The sequence below is a fragment of the Nocardiopsis endophytica genome (assembly GCF_027706725.1).
GTDB lineage: Bacteria > Actinomycetota > Actinomycetes > Streptosporangiales > Streptosporangiaceae > Nocardiopsis_A > Nocardiopsis_A endophytica.
In genome coordinates, this window is the sequence record NZ_JAQFWQ010000040.1 from 24,282 (window position 1) to 41,424 (window position 17,143).

The window sequence follows — 17,143 nt, forward strand, 5'->3', positions numbered from 1 at the left end:
ACCGACCCCATGACCGAACCGCGATCCCTGCCGCCCGCGAACGAGCTGTTCGAGGTGGACCGCGTCGACATGTACATCGACCACGGGGCGGGGACCCAGCTCACAGTGCTGCGCCGCCGCGGCGACGAGGCCGTCGACCTCGCCTTGGACGCCGGAGGCGAGGCGGTGGAGGGGCTCACCCGTGACGACCTGCTCGGCGTCATGAAGGACCACATCAACGCGTCGTTCGCGCGGCACCACGAGTGGCAGGAGTCGGTCGCCGGGGAGAGGACCGACGCCGAGCGGCTCGCCCGCGCCTTCCGCACCCTGGACGGGGCGGGCATCCTCGCCCGCGAGGACCTCGGCTGGGAGGCGGCCGAGGCGCACATGCTGATGTACGGCGAGTGGAGGGACTTCCCGGACGCCCGCGGATATGCCTGCTGGGCGGGAGAGGACCCCTTCGGCATCCGCTTCGGCGTGTTCACCGAGGAACAGCGGCAGGACCCGGAGGAGCAGGCCGCCATCGGGCGGGAGGTGGTCGCGGCCCTGGAGGCCGAGGGGCTGGAGGTGTCCTGGAACGGCTCCCCCGGCAAGGTGATCGACCTCCGCGGGTTCGACACCCGCAGGCGGCGCTTCGGCGGGCTGGCCGCGTTCAGCGGGATCGAGACCGACCCGCCCGTGGAGGACGTCGACGACCTGGCGGGCGGCGGCCCCGGCGTGCTGCGCGCCTTCTACAGGGACGCGCACCCCGAAGCCGGCATGAAGCCGCAGGCCGGGCGGCACCAGGCCGTCTCCGACCGCATGTGGCGCGAGCTGATGTACCGGCTCACCCCCGCCGAGGGCTCCTTCATCGTCTTCCAGGACCTGGAGGAGAGGCGCTTCGTCCAGATGTACTGGGACGCCGGGCCGCGCCTGTGGATGGAGTCCCCGCACGCGCAGCAGGACGTGTGGACCGGCGCCCACGTGAGCCCGGCCACGGCCGAAGAGGTCGTCGCCGCGTTCGCGGCCACCGGCCGCATCCCCCTCGCCGGGGTCGAGGGCGCCCGGACCTGGACGCGGGGCGAGGACGCCTGAAGCGGCGCCCCGCCCGCCCCTACTCCGGCTTGCGGGCGCTGGCCAGCAGGTGCACGCCGACGTAGTCGTCGGACTCCTCGGCGCGCAGTTCCATCTCCACCAGCCTGCCCAGCGCCCGCGGGTCGCGCCCCAGCATCACCTCGACCGTGGAGGCCGACAGCACGGTGCGCGGCCGGATCCACTCGACCTCCAGCCCCGCGCCCGACAGCAGCTCGGTGAGCTGCTCGGCGGTGAAGCAGCGGGTGATCGACCCGTCGGGCCAGGGGACCAGCAGCACGTCGGCCGACGGCGCCGAGCTCAGCTCGGGCCAGCAGTCCTGCTCGGCGAGCAGGGCCATGCCCAGCACCACCGAGTCCACGCACAGCAGGGTCCGCCCGCCGGGCCGCAGCACGCGGGCGATCTCGCCGAGGGTCTGCTCGGTGGCGAGCTGCCGGGAGAGCACCCGGTCGTCGGCGACGACCCCGTCGAACCCCTCCGAGGCGAAGCCCAGCAGCGCCGCCGGGTCGCCGACCACCGGCCGCATCCGCCCGGGGCCACGGCCCGGCCGGGGGGCCGGTGCGTGCCCGTTGACCAGCGACAGCGAGGGCTTGGGGGCGTCCTCGGCGCTGGGCAGCAGGGCGACCACGTCGTGCCCGGCGGCCACGGCCCGGGAGGCCCCGCGGAACTCGGGCGCGGACAGGTCGAGCAGGCGCGAGCGCTCGGCGGGCAGCCAGCGGGCGAGCTGCGCCCCGGCGACCGCCCAGTAGAAGCGCCAGTACGCCGAGAGCGGATCGGAGCCGGCGAACTGCTCCGCCGGTGATCGCGAAGGCTCCTCAGGGAGGGCGCCGACCGGGATGCCGGTCGGGGCGCCCGTCCGTGAGGACGCCGGGGTCCGGGCCGCGAAACCTGAGGACGGGCGCACGACACTCCTCTCCCACGTCGTCTGCACAGGTTCCTACCCGCGCCGACGCGCGCATCACCTGCGGAAGCGGGGCCGTGCGGGCGGTACGGGCGCCATCGCGCACCGTTCCGCCCCGTGGAATCAGCCGGACCCTTCCGTTGTTTGCACCTCCATCACGCACCGGCACTGTGCAGCCGAACGCCGACCCGGAGCGCGCGGCGCGCCCCCGTCCGAGCGTCCGGTGGCAACGAGGGAGGTCAGAAGCGTTCATGGCGGCAACGGGCACCTGCGGCGTCCTCGAACGGGAGACCGCCACACGGCCGGCGGGCCCAAGCGTGCGCCCCGCTCCCACCGCGTCGTATCGTGAGGCGACGATGGTCACCCCACGGCGGACCGGTACAAGGAGGCAGGCGGGCTTGAGTCAGGGCCAGGAGACACTCGACGAGCGGGGGGCTCGGTTCGAGCGGGACGTGCTCCCGTTCTTGGACCAGCTCTATTCGGCCGCGCTGCGGATGACCCGCAACCCTTCGGACGCCGAGGACCTCGTCCAGGAGACGTTCGCCAAGGCCTTCGGGTCGTTCCACCAGTTCAAGGAGGGGACGAACCTCAAGGCCTGGCTGTACCGCATCCTCACCAACACCTTCATCAACTCCTACCGCAAGAAGCAGCGGGAGCCGAAGCAGGCGGGCACCGAGGACGTGGAGGACTGGCAGCTCGCGCAGGCGGCCTCGCACTCCTCCTCCGGGCTGAAGTCCGCGGAGGCCGAGGCGCTCGAACACCTCCCCGACAGCGACGTCAAGCGCGCGCTGCAGGAGCTTCCCGAGGACTTCCGGATCGCGGTGTACCTCGCCGACGTGGAGGGCTTCGCCTACAAGGAGGTCGCCGAGATCATGGACACCCCCATCGGGACGGTCATGTCGCGGCTGCACCGGGGCCGCAGGCAGCTCAGAACCCTCCTGGAGGAGTACGCCGTCGACCGGGGCATCCTCTCCGGCGCGGTGGCCTCGGGGGCCAAGGGTGACGGGGCGACGCGGGAGGAGCGGCGATGAGCTGCGGTGGAGAGCACGAGACGCCGTGCAGCGAGGTGCTCGAGCGGCTGTACGTCTACATCGACGGCGAGCTGGCCGACGCCGGCTGCGAGGAGATCCGGCGGCACCTGGACGAGTGCCGCCCGTGCCTGGAGGAGTACGGCCTGGAGGAGGCCGTGAAGAAGCTCGTGGCCAAGCACTGCGGGTGCGACCCCGTCCCCGGCGACCTGCGGGGCAAGGTCCTCTCGCGGATCGAGGCGGCCCGGGTGGACATGCAGTACCGGGAGGGCGCCGCCGAGTAGCGGCGGCCTCCGCGGCGCAGCGCGGGGATCAGGGGCGGTGCCGTAGGGCGCCGCCCCTTTCGCGTGCCCGCACCGCGCTTTTCGGCCCGCCCCGCCGCCATTCGCGCACCGTCCGGTGATGCGGTCGAAGGGGACACGGAAATGTCGTTTTCGGCCATCACGCACGAACTTCGCATATGCGGGGCAATACGTACAGAATGGTAGGCCGCCCGGAGCGACACGCCCGACCGCGGAACGAATTTTCCCACCGGTGCGCCGACGGGGCCGGTCCGACCCTATTGCCGTGCACCGCGTCACGCTCCGTGACTCTCCGTGGTGATTGCTGGTCGGAGGTAGTGGGAACCGCTGTCCGAAGCGCGCTGAACGTCGAGGATGTCGCGGGTTCTCCGCCCGGTGCGCCCAATTACTTTGTGTAGTCGCGGATTCTCCGAATCGGATTCGTAGTTTCGCATTCTGAAACGGGCGCGACGGCGGATGCTTACGGTTGGCTCACGGTTCGGTCCGGGGAAATCGGTGCACGAGTGGGGGCCGTTAAACTGGGCGCCATATCGACCGTAAGGGGTTGAATTCGCGTGCCGGGTCGCGCCCGGGGCCGGGGAGGGGCGGGGCGCGGCCTGCGGGCACAGGAGGAGGGGGATTTCCATGGCGGGTCTGTTCGCCGTCGCGCACGAGGTGCTGCTCGCGGCCACGTGGCTGTTCAGCCATGTCAACGGCTGGTCCTGGTGGTAGAACGGGAACGATGAAATCATGACGGTTCGGTCGGCAATGGGGCGGGAGGTACCGGGAATTGCGGTCGCTGCCGGTAGCGGCGCGGTTGTACGTCTGCCTCGTCGCCCTGGGCGCCCTCGGGGTGCTGGTCGCCGGACCCTACGGGGGGATCGACCCGGCCACGCTGCTCCTGCTGGCGGTGCTCTTCGTGGTCGCCGAGTCGATCAGCACCATGGTCGACAGCGGCGGGGACGGCGGACGGGCGGGCATCTCGCCCAGCTCGTCGGCCTCCCTGGCCGCCGTCGTCCTCGTCGGCCCGGTGGGGGCGGCGGTGGTCGGGCTGTGCTCGATGCTCGTCGTCTTCCGCCGCCAGAACCTGGTCAAGCGGGTCTTCAACGGCGCCCAGTTCGCCCTGGCCGGGTACGCGGCCGGGCACGCCTTCCTGCTGTTCGGCGGGCAGATGGGGGTGCCCACCCGTGAGTCGTTCCCGTGGATCGTGCTGCCCTACGTCGGCGCGATCCTGGTGCACAACGCGGTCAACGGGGCGCTGATCGTCGGGCTCATGCGCGCCCTGGGCGTGCTGGACATCCAGCGCCCCAAGCGGGTGCGCTGGCGCCCGATGGCCACCCTGGAGCTGTCCTCGCTGGGGTACGGCATGCTCGGCCTGCTCATCGCCGCCATCTGGGGGCTGGTCGGGCCGTTCGCGGTGCTGCTGGTGCTGCTGCCGCTGTTCATCGCCCGCTGGGCCTTCGACCAGTACATGGCCGAGCAGCGGGCGCACGACGCCACCCTGGCCACCCTGGCCCAGGCGGTGGAGACCAAGGACTACTACACCCGCGGCCACTGCATGCGGGTGTCCAAGGCGTCGGCGATGATCGCCCGGGAGCTGGGGCTCAACGCCGAGCGGGTGCACACCATCCGCTACGCCGGGATGCTGCACGACGTCGGCAAGCTGGGCGTGCCGACCAAGGTGCTGCAGAAGTCGGGGCGGCTGACCGAGGAGGAGTTCGCCGCCATCCAGCTGCACCCCATGCGCGGCTACGAGATCGTCCGCGAGATCGGCTTCCTCGACGAGGCGCTCGCCGGGATCATGCACCACCACGAGCGGATGGACGGGCGCGGCTACCCGATGGGCCTGGCCGGGGAGGACATCCCCGAGTTCGCCCGGATCATCTCGGTCGCCGACGCCTTCGACTGCATGACCTCCACCCGCTCCTACCGCAAGGCCCGCTCCATCGCCGAGGCCGTCGCCGAGCTGCGCCGCTGCGCCGGCCCGCAGTTCGACCCGCGCATGGTCGACGCGCTCATCGCCGCCGTCGACCGGGACGGCTGGCAGGCGCCCGACGCGGTGGAGCCGCCCGACGACGACGTCGCCGAGGTGGCCAAGCAGGACCACGACGACCCGAGTGTGCCGCTGCGCGTGGCCGGGGAGGCGGAGCGGTGACGGTCATGGGGACGGCCTCGGCGGCCTCCGCCGGGCGGGGCACGGTCCCGCCGCGCATCGACCACACCCGGATGTGGCTCATCGCCGGGGCGTGCGTGTGCGCAGCCGCCGCCCTGGTGTGGACGCTGGCCGAGGGGTTCGTCGAGCCGCACTCCGCCCTGGCCTTCGGGGTGCTCATCGCGGTCGGGGAGATCGCCCGCATCACCCTGCCCGGTCACCGGGAGGTGGCGCCCATCGCCTCGGCCGGGGCCATCGGGTACGCGGTGCTGTCGGACGTGGGCGGCACCGTGGTGCACCACCCGGCCCAGCAGGTCGGCGCGGTGGTGGCGCTGGGCCTGGCCGTGGGCGAGCTGCCGCACCTGGCGGTGGGGCGCGGCCCGCGCTGGAGCGACCTGTCCCGCCGGTTCCTGGCCCCGGTGGCGGTGGCCGCGGTCTTCCGGCCCTTCGCCGACGTGCTCGCGCCGACCCCCGGCGACTGGGGCGTCGTGCTGGCGGTGATGGCCGGGCTGGTCATCGCCGCGTGGACGCTGGACGCCGCGCTCGCGGCGGCGATCCGCGCCGAGCGGCTGCGCACCCGCTTCACCGTGGCGCTGCGCGACGAGGTGCGCGCCCAGTTCGGGATCGGCATGGCCATCGGCGCCTCGGGCATCCTGATCACCCTGGCCACCACGGTGACCGGGCTGGTGGGGCTGCTGGTGTTCACCGCGCCGCTGCTGGTGACCCAGGTGGCGTTCCGCCGGTTCGCCGACATCCGGCTGACCTACCTGCAGACGGTGCGGGCGCTGTCCCGGGTGACCGAGGTGGGCGGCTACGTGGAGACCGGCCACTCGCGCCGGGTGAGCCGCCTGGCCTCCGCGGTCGGCTGCGAGCTGGGCATGCGCGAGTCGGAGCTGCGGGAGCTGGAGTACGCGGCGCTGATGCACGACATCGGCCAGCTCTCGCTGCGCGACCCGATCGCCAGCGGGGCCACCGTGCTGGCCTCCCCCCGCGAGCAGCGGCGCATCGCCGAGCTGGGCTCGGCGGTGATCCGCGAGACCGGGGTGCTGGACGGGGTGGCCGAGCTGGTGCGGCGCCAGTGCGAGGGCTGCCGCGGCGACGGCGGGGACGGCCCGCCGCCGCTGGGGAGCAGGATCATCAAGGTCGCCAACGCCTTCGACGACCTGGTGGGCGACTCCGGCGACCCGGACCGCACCGAGGCCGTCCTGGAGCGGCTGCGCATGGACGCGGGCGAGGAGTACGACCCGGTGGTCGTCGAGGCCGCCTCCCGCGTCCTCACCCGCCCCGAGGCCCGCTGGTAGGGGCCTACGCCCCCCCTGTGCCGATGATCTCGGGAGAATGGACGCTAAAACCGCGCTTGTAGGGGCGTTTTTCCCGAGATCAACGTGGGGCGCGCGGCCGGGGGTCAGTCTCCGGCGGAGGCGATGAAGCGCTCGCGGTCGACCACGACGCGCTCGACGGTGCCGCCCGCGACGGCGCGGCCGTCCGAGCCCTCGGATCCGGCCGGGTTCCGGTCGAGCTGGACCACGGCCACCTCGAACACCAGCCGCTTGCCGTCGGCCTCGGTCAGCACCGCGTCGGCGCGCACCCGGGCCCCGGCCGGGGTCGGGGCGGTGTGGCGCAGCTCCACCCGGGTGCCGACGGTCGTGCGGCCCGGCTCCAGGGCGCCCTCCAGGGCCGCCACGGTGGCCTCCTCGGCCAGGGCCAGCACCCGCGGGGTGCCGAGCACGGGCACGTCCCCGCTGCCCAGCGCGGCGGCGGTGTCGCCCGGTCCGACGGTCGTCTCCACGCGCCCGCGCGCTCCGGGGCGCGGCTCCGTGATGTCGCTCATGGCCTCCGAACCTACCGGGGGGGGGCGCCGGGCGCGGGACCGGCCGGACGAAACGGCCCCGCGCCCGGCGCGCCTCCGTCAGGGTTCCTTCCCCCTCCGGCGCCGCTGAGACCTCCATCCCCGTTGATCTCGGGGAAGTCGGGCTTGAGCGAGCCCTCATAAGCCCGACTTCCCCGAGATCAACGGGGGAAGGGCCGGGCCGGGGACCACTGGCAGGACTTAGACGCCCATCGTCTTGCGCGGGTACACGTTGTCCGGGTCGGTGGCGATGTTGACCATGTACGGCACCCCGGAGTCGAAGGCGCGGCGCAGCGCCGGGCCGATCTCCCCGGGGTCGGTCACCAGCTCACCGCCGCCGCCCAGCGCGCGCACGACCTCGTCGTAGCGGGTCTGCGGGGACAGCTCGGCGGCCACGTCGTAGCCGTAGAGCATCTGCATCGGCGCCTTCTCCAGGCCCCAGATGCCGTTGTTCCCGCACACCATCACCACCGGGAGCCGGTGCCGGACCAGGGTGTCCACGTCCATCAGGGAGAACCCGGCGGCCCCGTCCCCGAACAGCGTCACCACCTGCGAGGAGGGCCGGGACAGGCGGGCGGCGATCGCGTAGCCCATGCCGGTGCCCAGGCAGCCGTAGGGGCCCGGGTCCATCCAGTTGCCGGGGCGCTTGGGCTCGATGTACTTGCCCGCGTAGGACACGAAGTCCCCGCCGTCGCCGATCACCACCGCGTCGTCGTCCAGGATCCGGTTCAGCTCGCCGTAGATGCGCGCCGGGTGGATCGGGTCGCTCGTGCTGGCCAGCACCTCGGTGTCGGAGGAGGCGGCCTCCGCGGCGGCGCGGGAGATCCGCTCGGCCCACTCGGCGGCCTCGGGGCGCGGCTTGGCCTCGGCGGCGATGCCGCGCAGCAGCGCGCCCAGGTCACCGGAGGCGGAGGCGGCGAGGGTGAGGTGCTCCGCGACCTGCCCGGCAGAGTCGGCCAGGTGGACCACCTTCGCCAGGGGCGCCCCGTCCTTGCCGCCGAACAGCCCGTGCCCCAGCCGGAAGTCGAGCGGGGTGCCGGCCACGACCACCAGGTCGGCGCCGCCGAACGCCGCCCCGCGCGCGCGGTTGGCCAGCAGCCGGTGCCCGCCGGGCAGCAGCCCGCGCCCCTGGCCGTTGGTGACGACCGGGACGCCCAGCTCCTCGGCGGCCTCCAGGGCGGCCGCCTCGGCGCCGTCCAGCCACACGTCGCCGCCGAGCACCAGGACCGGGCGCTCGGCCTCCGACAGCAGCCGCGCCACCCGCGTCACCTCCCCGGGGTCGGGGGAGCGGTCGGGCGCCGGCGCCCCGCCCTCCAGCACGACCTCGGCCTGGTCGTACAGCTTGTCCATGGGGACGTCCAGGAAGACCGGGCCGCGGTGGGCGCCGTTGGCGGCGGTGAACGCCTCGTCCACGGCCGAGGCGATGGCGCCGGTCTCGTGCACGGTCCACGCGCGCTTGGTGACGGTCTCGAAGAGCGGCGGCTGGTCGAGCTCCTGCAGCAGGCCCTGGCCCCACCGGGCGTCCGGGGCCCGCCCGCCGACCAGCACCAGGGGTGATCCGCTGAACCGGGCGGTGGCCACCCCGCTGACCGCGTTGGTGACCCCCGGCCCGGCGGTGACCACGGCCAGGCCGGCGCGCCGGGTGAGCTTGCCGACCCCTTCGGCGGCGAACACGGCGGTCTGCTCGTGCCGCACGTCCAGCAGCCGCATCACGGGTTCGGGCTTGACCGCCGCGTCGTAGAGGGGGAACACGTGCCCGCCGCTGAGCGTGAACATGGTGTCCACGCCGTGGTGGCGGGCGGCGGCGACGGCGTGCGCGCCGCCGTGTCCGCCGACGGGGCCGGTGAAGGGGGCCGTTTCCATGGGGAGCCTCGCTGTCCTGGTGCTCGCTGGGGTCGGGAGAACGCGAAACTTACTCGCGAGTCAAATAGCACCGTAGTGATTCCGGTCGCACCGGGACAAGAGGGCGCGGCGGGCGGCCCGCCGGATGGTCCGCCGGGCGCCCGGTCACCACTCCTCGGGCGGGCGCAGCCGGGTGACGAACTTGTACCGGTCGCCCCGGTACAGCGAGCGCACCCACTCCACCGGGTTGCCCTCGTTGTCGAAGCTGTGCTGGCAGTGCAGCACCAGCGGAAGGCCCACGTCCACGCCGAGCAGCCGCGCCTCGTCCGGGGTGGCCAGCACCGTCTCGATGGTCGCCTCGGCCTCGGCCAGGCGCACGTCGTAGGCGCTGGCCAGCGCCTCGTACAGGGAGGCGTACCGGTCGAGCTGGCGGCGCAGGCCCGGGAAGCGGCGGGCGGCCAGGTGCGCGGTCTCCACCGCCATCGGCTCGCCGTTGGCCAGGCGCAGCCGCTCGATGCGCAGCACCCGCCCGCCGGAGCGGATCGCCAGCAGCTCGGCCAGCTGCTCATCGGCGTTGATGTAGCTGACGTCCAGGATGCGGGTGGCCGGGTGCAGGCCGTGGGCGCGCATCTCCTGCGTGTAGCTCTGCAGCCGGAGCATCTGGGCGACCTTCGGCTTGGCGACGAACGTCCCCTTGCCCTGGATGCGCAGCAGCCGCCCCTCGACCACCATCTCGGTCAGCGCCTGGCGCACCGTGGTGCGCGAGGTGCCGAACTGCGCGGCCAGCGCGCGCTCGGGCGGCACCGGGTTGCCCGCGGGCATGGTCTCGATCAGCTCCAAGAGCTGTTTCTTGACCTGGTAGTACTTGGGGACCCGGGGGTCATCCCGGACCGTTCGCTGACCCGTCACGTCCGTCTCCTCCACCCGCCGTCGCGGTGCGCCTGGCCCCATTGGTGTGGACCACTGGTCGAGTTCGTCCAACGAGTATGCCCGCACTCGTGGGATGATCTGTGTGTGCCTCACCTCAGCGACCTCATCCGACGCTATACGTCGCTCAAGACCGCGGACCTGGAGTGGCTGCACTCCCTGGTCTCGGACTGGCAGCTGCTGGCCGACCTGTCCTTCGCCGACCTGGTGCTCTGGGTCCGCCTGCGGGACGGCTCCGGCTGGGTCGCCGTCTCCCAGATGCGCCCCACCACCGGCCCCACCGCCTTCCAGGACGACCTGGTGGAGGCGGTGCTCCCGGACGAGGTGGGCGGCGTGGCCGACGAGGGCGAGCGCATCCGGATGGCCTCCCGCCTGGCGCTGATCGACCGCGCCTGGTCCGAGGGGCGGATCTGCCGCGAGGGCGACCCGGACTGGTCGGGCGGGGTCCCGGTGCGCGAGGAGACCATCCCGGTGCGCCGCCAGGGCAAGCTCATCGGGGTGATCCAGCGCAGCACCAACCTCAGCTCCGCGCGCACCCCCAGCCGCCTGGAGCTGACCTACCTGCAGAGCGCCAGCGACCTGGCGCAGATGATCGCCGAGGGCGCCTTCCCCTTCAGCGACCAGGGGCCGCTCATGGTGCGCTCGCCGCGGGTCGGCGACGGCCTGCTCCGCCTCGACCGGGACGGGGAGGTCGTCTACGCCAGCCCCAACGCGCTGTCGGCCTACCGCAGGCTGGGGCTCACCGCCGACCTGGTGGGGGCCCGCCTGGCCCGCACCACGCTGGACCTGGCCGCCGCCGGGGACGCCCGGGACGAGTCGCTCACCTGGACCGCCGGGGGCCGGGTGCCGCAGGAGTCGGAGGTGGAGGCGCGCGGCTCCACCGTGCAGCTGCGCGCCATCCCGCTGATCACCGAGGGGGTGCGCATCGGCGCCCTGGTGATGGTGCGGGACGTGACCGAGCTGCGCCGCCGCGAGCGCGAGCTGATGACCAAGGACGCCACCATCCGGGAGATCCACCACCGGGTGAAGAACAACCTGCAGACGGTGGCCGCGCTGCTGCGGCTGCAGTCCCGCCGCCTCGACAGCACCGAGGGGCAGGCCGCCCTGGACGAGGCGGTGCGCAGGGTCGGCTCGATCGCGATCGTGCACGAGATGCTCTCGCACACCCCCGACGAGATCGTGGATTTCGACGATATCGCCGACCGGGTGATCGAGATGGCCGCCGAGGTCTCCTCGACCGAGGCGCACGTGACCCCGCACCGGGTGGGCCACTTCGGGCTGCTGTCGGCGCTGGTGGCCACCCCGCTGTCGATGGTGCTGACCGAGCTGGTGCAGAACGCGGTGGAGCACGGGCTGGGGTACGGTCCGGGGTCGATCGAGGTGCGGGTGCGGCGCGAGGACGCCCCGCCCGGGGCCGAGGAGGCCTCCGGCCGGGTGTTCATCGAGGTCACCGACGACGGCGGGGGGCTGCCCGCCGACTTCGACATCGAGGGCAGCAACAGCCTGGGGCTGCAGATCGTGCGCACCCTGGTGGTGGCCGAGCTCGGCGGCCACCTGGAGATCAAGCCGCGCGACGACGGGGGCACGGCGGTGGCGATCGAGCTGCCGGTCGACGCGGCCGTCGAACAGACGCCCTGACCCGGCCGCCCCCCGCGTTGATCTCGGGGAAAACGCCCCTACCGCGCCGGTTTTAGCGTCCTTTCCCCCGAGATCAACGAGCGGCCGGCGGTGCGGGGGCGGGCCCATGCCCGAAAGCGGCACCCCCGGTGCGGCTTCGCGGGGGCGGGTGCCAGTATGGCCTCAGGACGCCGGAGGGCGAGGGCCGACCGGTGTCCGGGGACACGACCCGGCACGACCCGGGGCGCACGCCGGTGCACCCCGGTGGTGAGGGAGGGAGGCGGAGGGGACTAGACTCCGGCGCGGACCGCGGGGCGGACCCGGCGACGGCGGAGCGAGCGGCGCTCCTCCTCGCTCATCCCGCCCCAGACGCCGCCGTCCTGGCCGGTCTCCAGCGCCCACTGCAGGCAGGCGCTCGACACCGGGCAGGCGGCGCACACGGACTTGGCCTCTTCGATCTGGATCAGCGCGGGGCCGGAGTCACCGATGGGGAAGAACAGTTCCGGATCTTCGTCACGGCAGGCGGCGTGGTGGCGCCAGTCCATGCGGATCAACTCCTCACAGCGAGGCGTGCGGGGGCGTGCGGCTCGTGAACGCGTTCACGAGATCGGCGATATGGGCGCGGGGCACACCCTTGTCGCCCCGGTCCGTAGGGCACGCGCCCGACGGGACAGTGCTTCGGTACGATCCTCGGCCACGGGTAGCGGTACTGCCCGTTCCGGCCGCGGAACCGTCCGTTTTACTCGCCCGTAACGTGCGGCGACATTTTGAGCCTGTCAGGGTTGAACCACCCGCGCAAGACCGCCCGGGGGCGATCGGCGCAGGCCGAGGTGTCGTGTGCGTCACAAGGGGCTTGCGCGTGCCCTCAAACGATGATTCGTAATGCCTTCGGTACGGAGTGGAGATCCATCCGATCCCGCGTGCCGAGATACTCCCCGTCGATCTGGAACGGGCGCGGGTGCTCCGAGGAGATCGTCAGCGACGGCACATCGTGCCACGTGGTATAGCCGCGCCCCATGGGCGGGACCCCCGACGGGGAGAGCATCTTCCCCAGCAGCCGCGCCGTCGTCGCCGGGTTCAGCGTGCTCATCCCGAAGGCGTCCAGCCCCAGCCGGAACCGCGACCGCGGCGTCGGCTGCACCGGAACCGTCCCGGCGAAGGTCCACGGGGTGGTGTTGGTGACCAGCGCGAAGTGCAGCCCCGAGACCGGGCCCCGCCCCGGCGTGCGCACCTGGAGCGAGGGGTCCCGGGTCTCGCCGCGCAGGAACTTCTGCAGCGCCACCCCGGTGTACAGCGCGGGGGAGGCGCGCCGCCCCCGCCGCCGGCGCCGCTCGACCTCGTGGACGACGTCGGCGTCCCAGCCGAACCCGGCGCAGAAGGTGAAGTAGCGGTCGTCGCGCCCGGAGGAGATCCGCCCCAGCCCCACCTCGCGGGAGGAGCCCGACCGCAGCGCCTCCAGCACCGCGCCGGTGGCCTCGACGGGGTCGTTGGGCATGCCGAGCGCGCGGATGAAGACGTTGGCGCTGCCGCCGGGCAGCGCGGCGTAGCTCGGCCGGTCCAGGCCCTCGGGGGTGCGCAGCAGGCCGTTGACGACCTCGTTCACCGTGCCGTCCCCGCCCAGGCTGATCACCAGGTCGAATCCCTCGCCGGCGGCGTCGCGGGCCATCTCCCCGGCGTGGTCGCGGTATTCGGTCTGGGCCACGTGCAGCTCCACGTGGCGGGCGATCGCGCCGACGATGACGTCCCGCGAGCGCGGCGTGGTGGTGGTCGCCTGCGGGTTGACGATGAAGAGCGCGCGCACGCCGACAGTGTAGCGAGGCCTTGCGGTGCCGGGGTTCCCGGGCTCGCGGGGGCCGTATGGGCCCGCACCGGGGTCCACGGGGATGCCGCCGCGGGCCGTTCCCTGAGCCGAACGTCGAGCCGTCCGTCGGGCCGTCCCCTGAGCCGAACGTCGAGCCGACCGTCGGGTCGTCCGGGGCCGGTCCCCGGACCAGCCCGGACCGGCCCCGGAGAGGAGCGTGCCGGGCGGCCGATAGTGTGGAACGTGTACAACCGCCCGGTCACCGTTCTGCTCGCCGCCGCCCTCCAGGCACTCGTCGCCTTGGTCGTGGTCTATGAGAGCGGCACCCTCGTCTACCGCACCGTCCTCGGAGACGTCTCCGACACGTCCTTCGCCCTGCCGCTGGCCGTCTTCGGATTCGCCGTGGCCGGGGCGCTCGGGTACGTCGCCTGGGGCCTGGTGATGCTGCGCCCCTGGGCGCGCACGCCGGTGGTGCTCACCCAGATCTTCATCCTGGTCGTCGCCTACTCCATGTACGAGGCCGACCGGATGTCCGTCAGCGTGGGCATGGTCGCCGTGGCGGTCGCCGCGATCGGCCTGGTGCTGGCGCCCTCCACGACCGCCGTGCTCTTCCCCGAGGAGGCCGGCGGCCGCGGTGCCGAGAGCGGCGGTTGAGACGCGGTCGGGACGGAGCGCCGCCCGTGGAGCGCGCGCGGCGGCGTGCTGCGGCGCGCGGCCGAGGCCCCGGGCACGGAACGGGCCCCGCGCCGTACGGCGCGGGGCCCATCTGCGTGCCTCTGCGTGCCTCTGAGGGCCGACCCCTCACTCGTCGGTGGTCAGCGCCTGGCGGAGCTGCGCGAGCGTGCGGGCCAGCAGGCGCGACACGTGCATCTGCGAGATGCCCAGCTCCTGGGCGATCTGCGACTGGGTCATGTTGCCGAAGAAGCGCAGCAGCAGGATGCGCTTCTCGCGCGGCGGAAGCTGCTCCAGCAGCGGCTTGAGCGACTCGCGGTACTCCACGCCCTCCAGCGAGTCGTCCACGATGCCGAGCGAGTCGGCGACGGCCGGGGCGTCCTCGTCCCCGCTGTCGGGCGCGTCGAGGGAGACCGTGGAGTAGGCGTTGGCCGACTCCAGGCCCTCCAGCACCTCCTCCTCGGTCATGCCGAGGTGCTCGGCCAGCTCGTGCACGGTGGGCGCGCGGCCCTCCCGCTGCGACAGGTCGCTGACCGCCTTGGTCAGGGAGAGCTTGAGCTCCTGCAGGCGGCGCGGCACCCGCACCGCCCAGCCCTTGTCGCGGAAGTGGCGCTTGATCTCGCCGACGATGGTCGGCGTCGCGTAGGTGGAGAACTCCACCCCGCGGTCCAGGTCGAACCGGTCGATCGACTTGATCAGCCCGATGGTGGCGACCTGGGTCAGGTCGTCGAGCCACTCCCCGCGGTTGCGGAAGCGCCGGGCGAGGTACTCCACGAGCGGCAGGTGCAGCTCCACGAGCTCGTCGCGGATCCGCTGGCGCTCCGGGGAGTCCTCGGGAAGCTCGCTCAGGCGCTCGAACAACTCTCGTGCGCGGGCCCGGTCCGGCACCGCGTGCTCCGTCTTCGCCGTCAGAGCGGGCCCCCTCTCGCTCACGCCGTCTCCACCGCGCCGCGCCGTTTGTGCAGGACGATGGAGACGCGGTCGTCGGGCCCGGCCGCGGTGTCGACCTCCCCGGCCAGGGCGGAGAGCACCGTCCAGGCGAAGGTGTCGCGGGCCGGGAGCCGGCCGTCGGCGGTCAGCACCGAGACGCTGATCCGCATGCCGTCGCCGGTGAGTTCGAATTCGCAGGTCAGATCGGTGCCGGGGAGGGCCTGGGCGAGCAGCATCGCGCAGGCCTCGTCGACCCCGATGCGCAGGTCCTCGATCTCGTCGAGGGTGAAGTCCAGGCGGGCCGCCAGGCCGGCCGTCGCGGTGCGCAGCACGGACAGGTAGGCGCTGTCGGCCGGCATCTTCACCGTGACGGCGTCGCGTACGTCCATGGCGCCCGAGACGGGCGCGGCGGTTTCTTCGGTCACGTCCCTCCTCCGGGAAGCGAGTGTGCCGCTTGAGTGCAATCTATCGTGTTTCCCGCCGGGGTGGCGGCACGCGGTCGGGTCCGTGTCCGCCGGGCGGTCCGGTCGAACCGGGGCGAACCCGGACGGATCGGCGGTCGTTAAGGGTGTGGGCCCCCACACGCGGCGGAGGATCCCGGGGTCGGCCGCGCATTCGTCCGGGGCCCATCCGGCGCCGCGGATTCCGGGCCCCTTCCGGCCCCGTCCCGCACGCCCCTACGGCCCCGCCCGGTGCGGCCCGGCCGGCCGGGCCCACCCGGCCCTAGCCCTTGCCGCCCAGGGCGTCCAAGGCCGCTCCGTCGAGCCGGAAGACGGTCCACTCGTCCATCGGCTTCGCGCCGAGGGAGCGGTAGAACTCGATGGAGGGCGTGTTCCAGTCCAGCACCGACCACTCCAGGCGCCGGTAGCCGCGCTCGGTGCACACCCGGGCCAGTTCGGTCAGCAGGGCCTTGCCCAGGCCGCGGCCGCGCATCTCCGGGCGGACGTACAGGTCCTCCAGGTAGATGCCGTGGCGGCCCGTCCAGGTGGAGAAGTTCAGGAACCACAGGGCGAACCCGACGGCCTCCCCGTCCTCCTCGGCGATGTGCGCGTAGGCCGCCGCGCCCTCGCCGAAGAGCGCGCGCTCGATGTCCGCCTCGGTCGCCTCGACGGCGTCCGGCTCGCGCTCGTACTCGGCGAGCTCGTGGATCATCTTCAGGATGGCCGGGACGTCGTCCGGGCGCGCGCGGCGGATCATGGGACTCCTCGTCACTGGAAGGGGGGACCCACGCTACCTCCCAGCCGAGACCCCCGATGATCTCGACGGAAGTGCTGTCGTACTCGCCGGTATGACGGCATCCTCGTCGAGATCATCGGGGAGGGGTCCGGTCAGAGCACCTTGGACAGGAACGCCCGGGTGCGCTCGTGCTGGGGGTCGGTGAGCACCCGCTTGGGCGCACCCGACTCCACCACCACGCCGCCGTCCATGAACACCAGGCTGTCGCCCACCTCGCGGGCGAAGCCCATCTCGTGGGTCACCACCACCATGGTCATGCCCTCGCGGGCGAGGTCCTTCATCACGTCCAGCACCTCGCCCACCAGCTCCGGGTCCAGGGCGCTGGTCGGCTCGTCGAACAGCATCAGCTCCGGCCGCATGGCCAGGGCGCGGGCGATGGCCACCCGCTGCTGCTGCCCGCCGGAGAGCTGGCGCGGGAAGGAGGCGGCCTTGTCCGCCAGGCCCACCTTGTCCAGCAGCTCCATCGCCGTCTCGCGGGCGGCCGCGCGCGGCTCCCGCTTGACCCGCACCGGCGCCTCGACCACGTTGCCCAGCACCGACATGTGCGGGAACAGGTTGAACGCCTGGAACACCATGCCGATGTCCCGGCGCTGCGCGGCCACCTGGGAGTCGCGCAGCTCGTAGAGGCGGCCGCCGTGCTGCCGGTAGCCCATCAGGCGCCCGTTCACCCACAGCCGTCCGCCGTTGATCTTCTCCAGGTGGTTGATGCACCGAAGGAAGGTGGACTTGCCCGACCCCGAGGGGCCGACCACGCACATCACCTCTCCGCGGCGCACCTCCAGGTCGATGCCGCGCAGCACCTCCAGCCGCCCGAAGCTCTTGTGCACGTTCTCGGCCAGGACCATCACGTCGTCGCC

At 73.0% G+C, this 17,143-nt stretch carries 17 protein-coding genes; 7 read left to right on the forward strand and 10 right to left on the reverse strand.

What is annotated here, in order from left to right; genetic code table 11:
- Nucleotides 1-9 precede the first annotated feature (9 nt).
- Nucleotides 10-1,053 carry a DUF6891 domain-containing protein gene (locus tag O4J56_RS15370; RefSeq protein ID WP_270686471.1) on the forward strand — a complete coding sequence of 348 codons (1,044 nt, stop codon included), beginning with the start codon at nucleotides 10-12 and terminating at the stop codon, nucleotides 1,051-1,053.
- Between the two features lie 19 nt (nucleotides 1,054-1,072).
- Here O4J56_RS15370 and O4J56_RS15375 read toward each other — a convergent pair whose 3' ends face one another.
- Complete coding sequence (locus tag O4J56_RS15375) at nucleotides 1,073-1,954, reverse strand: class I SAM-dependent methyltransferase (protein WP_408639122.1); 882 nt, start codon at nucleotides 1,952-1,954, stop codon at nucleotides 1,073-1,075.
- 395 nt (nucleotides 1,955-2,349) lie between these two features.
- On the opposite strand from O4J56_RS15375, the gene O4J56_RS15380 reads away from it, so the two are divergent.
- The 4 genes from O4J56_RS15380 to O4J56_RS15395 all read left to right on the forward strand — a co-directional run bounded on the left by O4J56_RS15380 (nucleotide 2,350) and on the right by O4J56_RS15395 (nucleotide 6,713).
- Nucleotides 2,350-2,982 carry a sigma-70 family RNA polymerase sigma factor gene (locus O4J56_RS15380; protein ID WP_270686472.1) on the forward strand — a complete coding sequence of 211 codons (633 nt, stop codon included), beginning with the start codon at nucleotides 2,350-2,352 and terminating at the stop codon, nucleotides 2,980-2,982.
- A complete protein-coding gene (gene rsrA / locus O4J56_RS15385; protein ID WP_270686473.1) occupies nucleotides 2,979-3,263 on the forward strand; it encodes a mycothiol system anti-sigma-R factor in 285 nt (94 codons plus the stop codon). Before O4J56_RS15380 ends, rsrA begins: the two co-directional genes overlap by 4 nt.
- Nucleotides 3,264-4,077: 814 nt before the next feature.
- The gene (locus O4J56_RS15390) at nucleotides 4,078-5,415 is read left to right on the forward strand and encodes an HD-GYP domain-containing protein (RefSeq protein ID WP_270686500.1); all 1,338 of its coding nucleotides are present in this window, start codon (nucleotides 4,078-4,080) and stop codon (nucleotides 5,413-5,415) included.
- Between the two features lie 5 nt (nucleotides 5,416-5,420).
- Nucleotides 5,421-6,713 (forward strand): HD-GYP domain-containing protein, encoded by a 1,293-nt coding sequence (locus O4J56_RS15395; protein ID WP_408639124.1) that lies wholly within the window; start codon nucleotides 5,421-5,423, stop codon nucleotides 6,711-6,713.
- Nucleotides 6,714-6,817: 104 nt separating this feature from the next.
- Here the strand turns inward: O4J56_RS15395 and O4J56_RS15400 are convergent, their stop codons facing one another.
- The 3 genes from O4J56_RS15400 to O4J56_RS15410 form a co-directional block, all read right to left on the reverse strand.
- On the reverse strand, nucleotides 6,818-7,243 hold the full coding sequence (locus tag O4J56_RS15400) for a thioesterase family protein (protein ID WP_270686474.1): 426 nt from the start codon (nucleotides 7,241-7,243) through the stop codon (nucleotides 6,818-6,820).
- 219 nt (nucleotides 7,244-7,462) lie between these two features.
- Nucleotides 7,463-9,124, reverse strand: a complete 1,662-nt coding sequence (locus O4J56_RS15405; RefSeq protein ID WP_270686475.1) for an acetolactate synthase — start codon at nucleotides 9,122-9,124, stop codon at nucleotides 7,463-7,465.
- 144 nt (nucleotides 9,125-9,268) lie between these two features.
- On the reverse strand, nucleotides 9,269-10,012 hold the full coding sequence (locus O4J56_RS15410) for a GntR family transcriptional regulator (protein ID WP_270686476.1): 744 nt from the start codon (nucleotides 10,010-10,012) through the stop codon (nucleotides 9,269-9,271).
- A gap of 105 nt (nucleotides 10,013-10,117) precedes the next feature.
- Between O4J56_RS15410 and O4J56_RS15415 the strand changes: the two genes are divergently transcribed.
- Complete coding sequence (locus tag O4J56_RS15415; protein ID WP_270686477.1) at nucleotides 10,118-11,668, forward strand: sensor histidine kinase; 1,551 nt, start codon at nucleotides 10,118-10,120, stop codon at nucleotides 11,666-11,668.
- A gap of 269 nt (nucleotides 11,669-11,937) precedes the next feature.
- Here O4J56_RS15415 and O4J56_RS15420 read toward each other — a convergent pair whose 3' ends face one another.
- Both O4J56_RS15420 and O4J56_RS15425 read right to left on the reverse strand, forming a co-directional pair.
- Complete coding sequence (locus tag O4J56_RS15420) at nucleotides 11,938-12,192, reverse strand: WhiB family transcriptional regulator (protein WP_017539926.1); 255 nt, start codon at nucleotides 12,190-12,192, stop codon at nucleotides 11,938-11,940.
- 320 nt (nucleotides 12,193-12,512) lie between these two features.
- The gene (locus O4J56_RS15425) at nucleotides 12,513-13,448 is read right to left on the reverse strand and encodes a diacylglycerol/lipid kinase family protein (protein WP_270686478.1); all 936 of its coding nucleotides are present in this window, start codon (nucleotides 13,446-13,448) and stop codon (nucleotides 12,513-12,515) included.
- Between the two features lie 243 nt (nucleotides 13,449-13,691).
- On the opposite strand from O4J56_RS15425, the gene O4J56_RS15430 reads away from it, so the two are divergent.
- Nucleotides 13,692-14,102 carry a hypothetical protein gene (locus tag O4J56_RS15430; protein ID WP_270686479.1) on the forward strand — a complete coding sequence of 137 codons (411 nt, stop codon included), beginning with the start codon at nucleotides 13,692-13,694 and terminating at the stop codon, nucleotides 14,100-14,102.
- Nucleotides 14,103-14,249: 147 nt separating this feature from the next.
- Here the strand turns inward: O4J56_RS15430 and O4J56_RS15435 are convergent, their stop codons facing one another.
- The 4 genes from O4J56_RS15435 to O4J56_RS15450 all read right to left on the reverse strand — a co-directional run bounded on the left by O4J56_RS15435 (nucleotide 14,250) and on the right by O4J56_RS15450 (nucleotide 17,131).
- Complete coding sequence (locus O4J56_RS15435; RefSeq protein ID WP_270686503.1) at nucleotides 14,250-15,008, reverse strand: RNA polymerase sigma factor SigF; 759 nt, start codon at nucleotides 15,006-15,008, stop codon at nucleotides 14,250-14,252.
- Between the two features lie 41 nt (nucleotides 15,009-15,049).
- Nucleotides 15,050-15,475, reverse strand: a complete 426-nt coding sequence (locus O4J56_RS15440; RefSeq protein WP_017626979.1) for an ATP-binding protein — start codon at nucleotides 15,473-15,475, stop codon at nucleotides 15,050-15,052.
- Nucleotides 15,476-15,773: 298 nt separating this feature from the next.
- Complete coding sequence (locus O4J56_RS15445; protein ID WP_270686480.1) at nucleotides 15,774-16,247, reverse strand: GNAT family N-acetyltransferase; 474 nt, start codon at nucleotides 16,245-16,247, stop codon at nucleotides 15,774-15,776.
- Nucleotides 16,248-16,378: 131 nt separating this feature from the next.
- Nucleotides 16,379-17,131, reverse strand: a complete 753-nt coding sequence (locus O4J56_RS15450; RefSeq protein WP_270686504.1) for an amino acid ABC transporter ATP-binding protein — start codon at nucleotides 17,129-17,131, stop codon at nucleotides 16,379-16,381.
- Nucleotides 17,132-17,143 lie beyond the last annotated feature (12 nt).

Coding starts and splice junctions, on each gene's coding strand:
- O4J56_RS15370 (WP_270686471.1), top strand. CDS start 10: ATGACCGAACCGCGATCCCTGCCGCCCGCGAACGAGCTGTTCGAGGTG.
- rsrA (WP_270686473.1), top strand. CDS start 2,979: ATGAGCTGCGGTGGAGAGCACGAGACGCCGTGCAGCGAGGTGCTCGAG.
- O4J56_RS15395 (WP_408639124.1), top strand. CDS start 5,421: ATGGGGACGGCCTCGGCGGCCTCCGCCGGGCGGGGCACGGTCCCGCCG.
- O4J56_RS15400 (WP_270686474.1), bottom strand. CDS start 7,243: ATGAGCGACATCACGGAGCCGCGCCCCGGAGCGCGCGGGCGCGTGGAG.
- O4J56_RS15405 (WP_270686475.1), bottom strand. CDS start 9,124: ATGGAAACGGCCCCCTTCACCGGCCCCGTCGGCGGACACGGCGGCGCG.
- O4J56_RS15420 (WP_017539926.1), bottom strand. CDS start 12,192: ATGGACTGGCGCCACCACGCCGCCTGCCGTGACGAAGATCCGGAACTG.
- O4J56_RS15445 (WP_270686480.1), bottom strand. CDS start 16,247: ATGATCCGCCGCGCGCGCCCGGACGACGTCCCGGCCATCCTGAAGATG.
- O4J56_RS15450 (WP_270686504.1), bottom strand. CDS start 17,131: ATGGTCCTGGCCGAGAACGTGCACAAGAGCTTCGGGCGGCTGGAGGTG.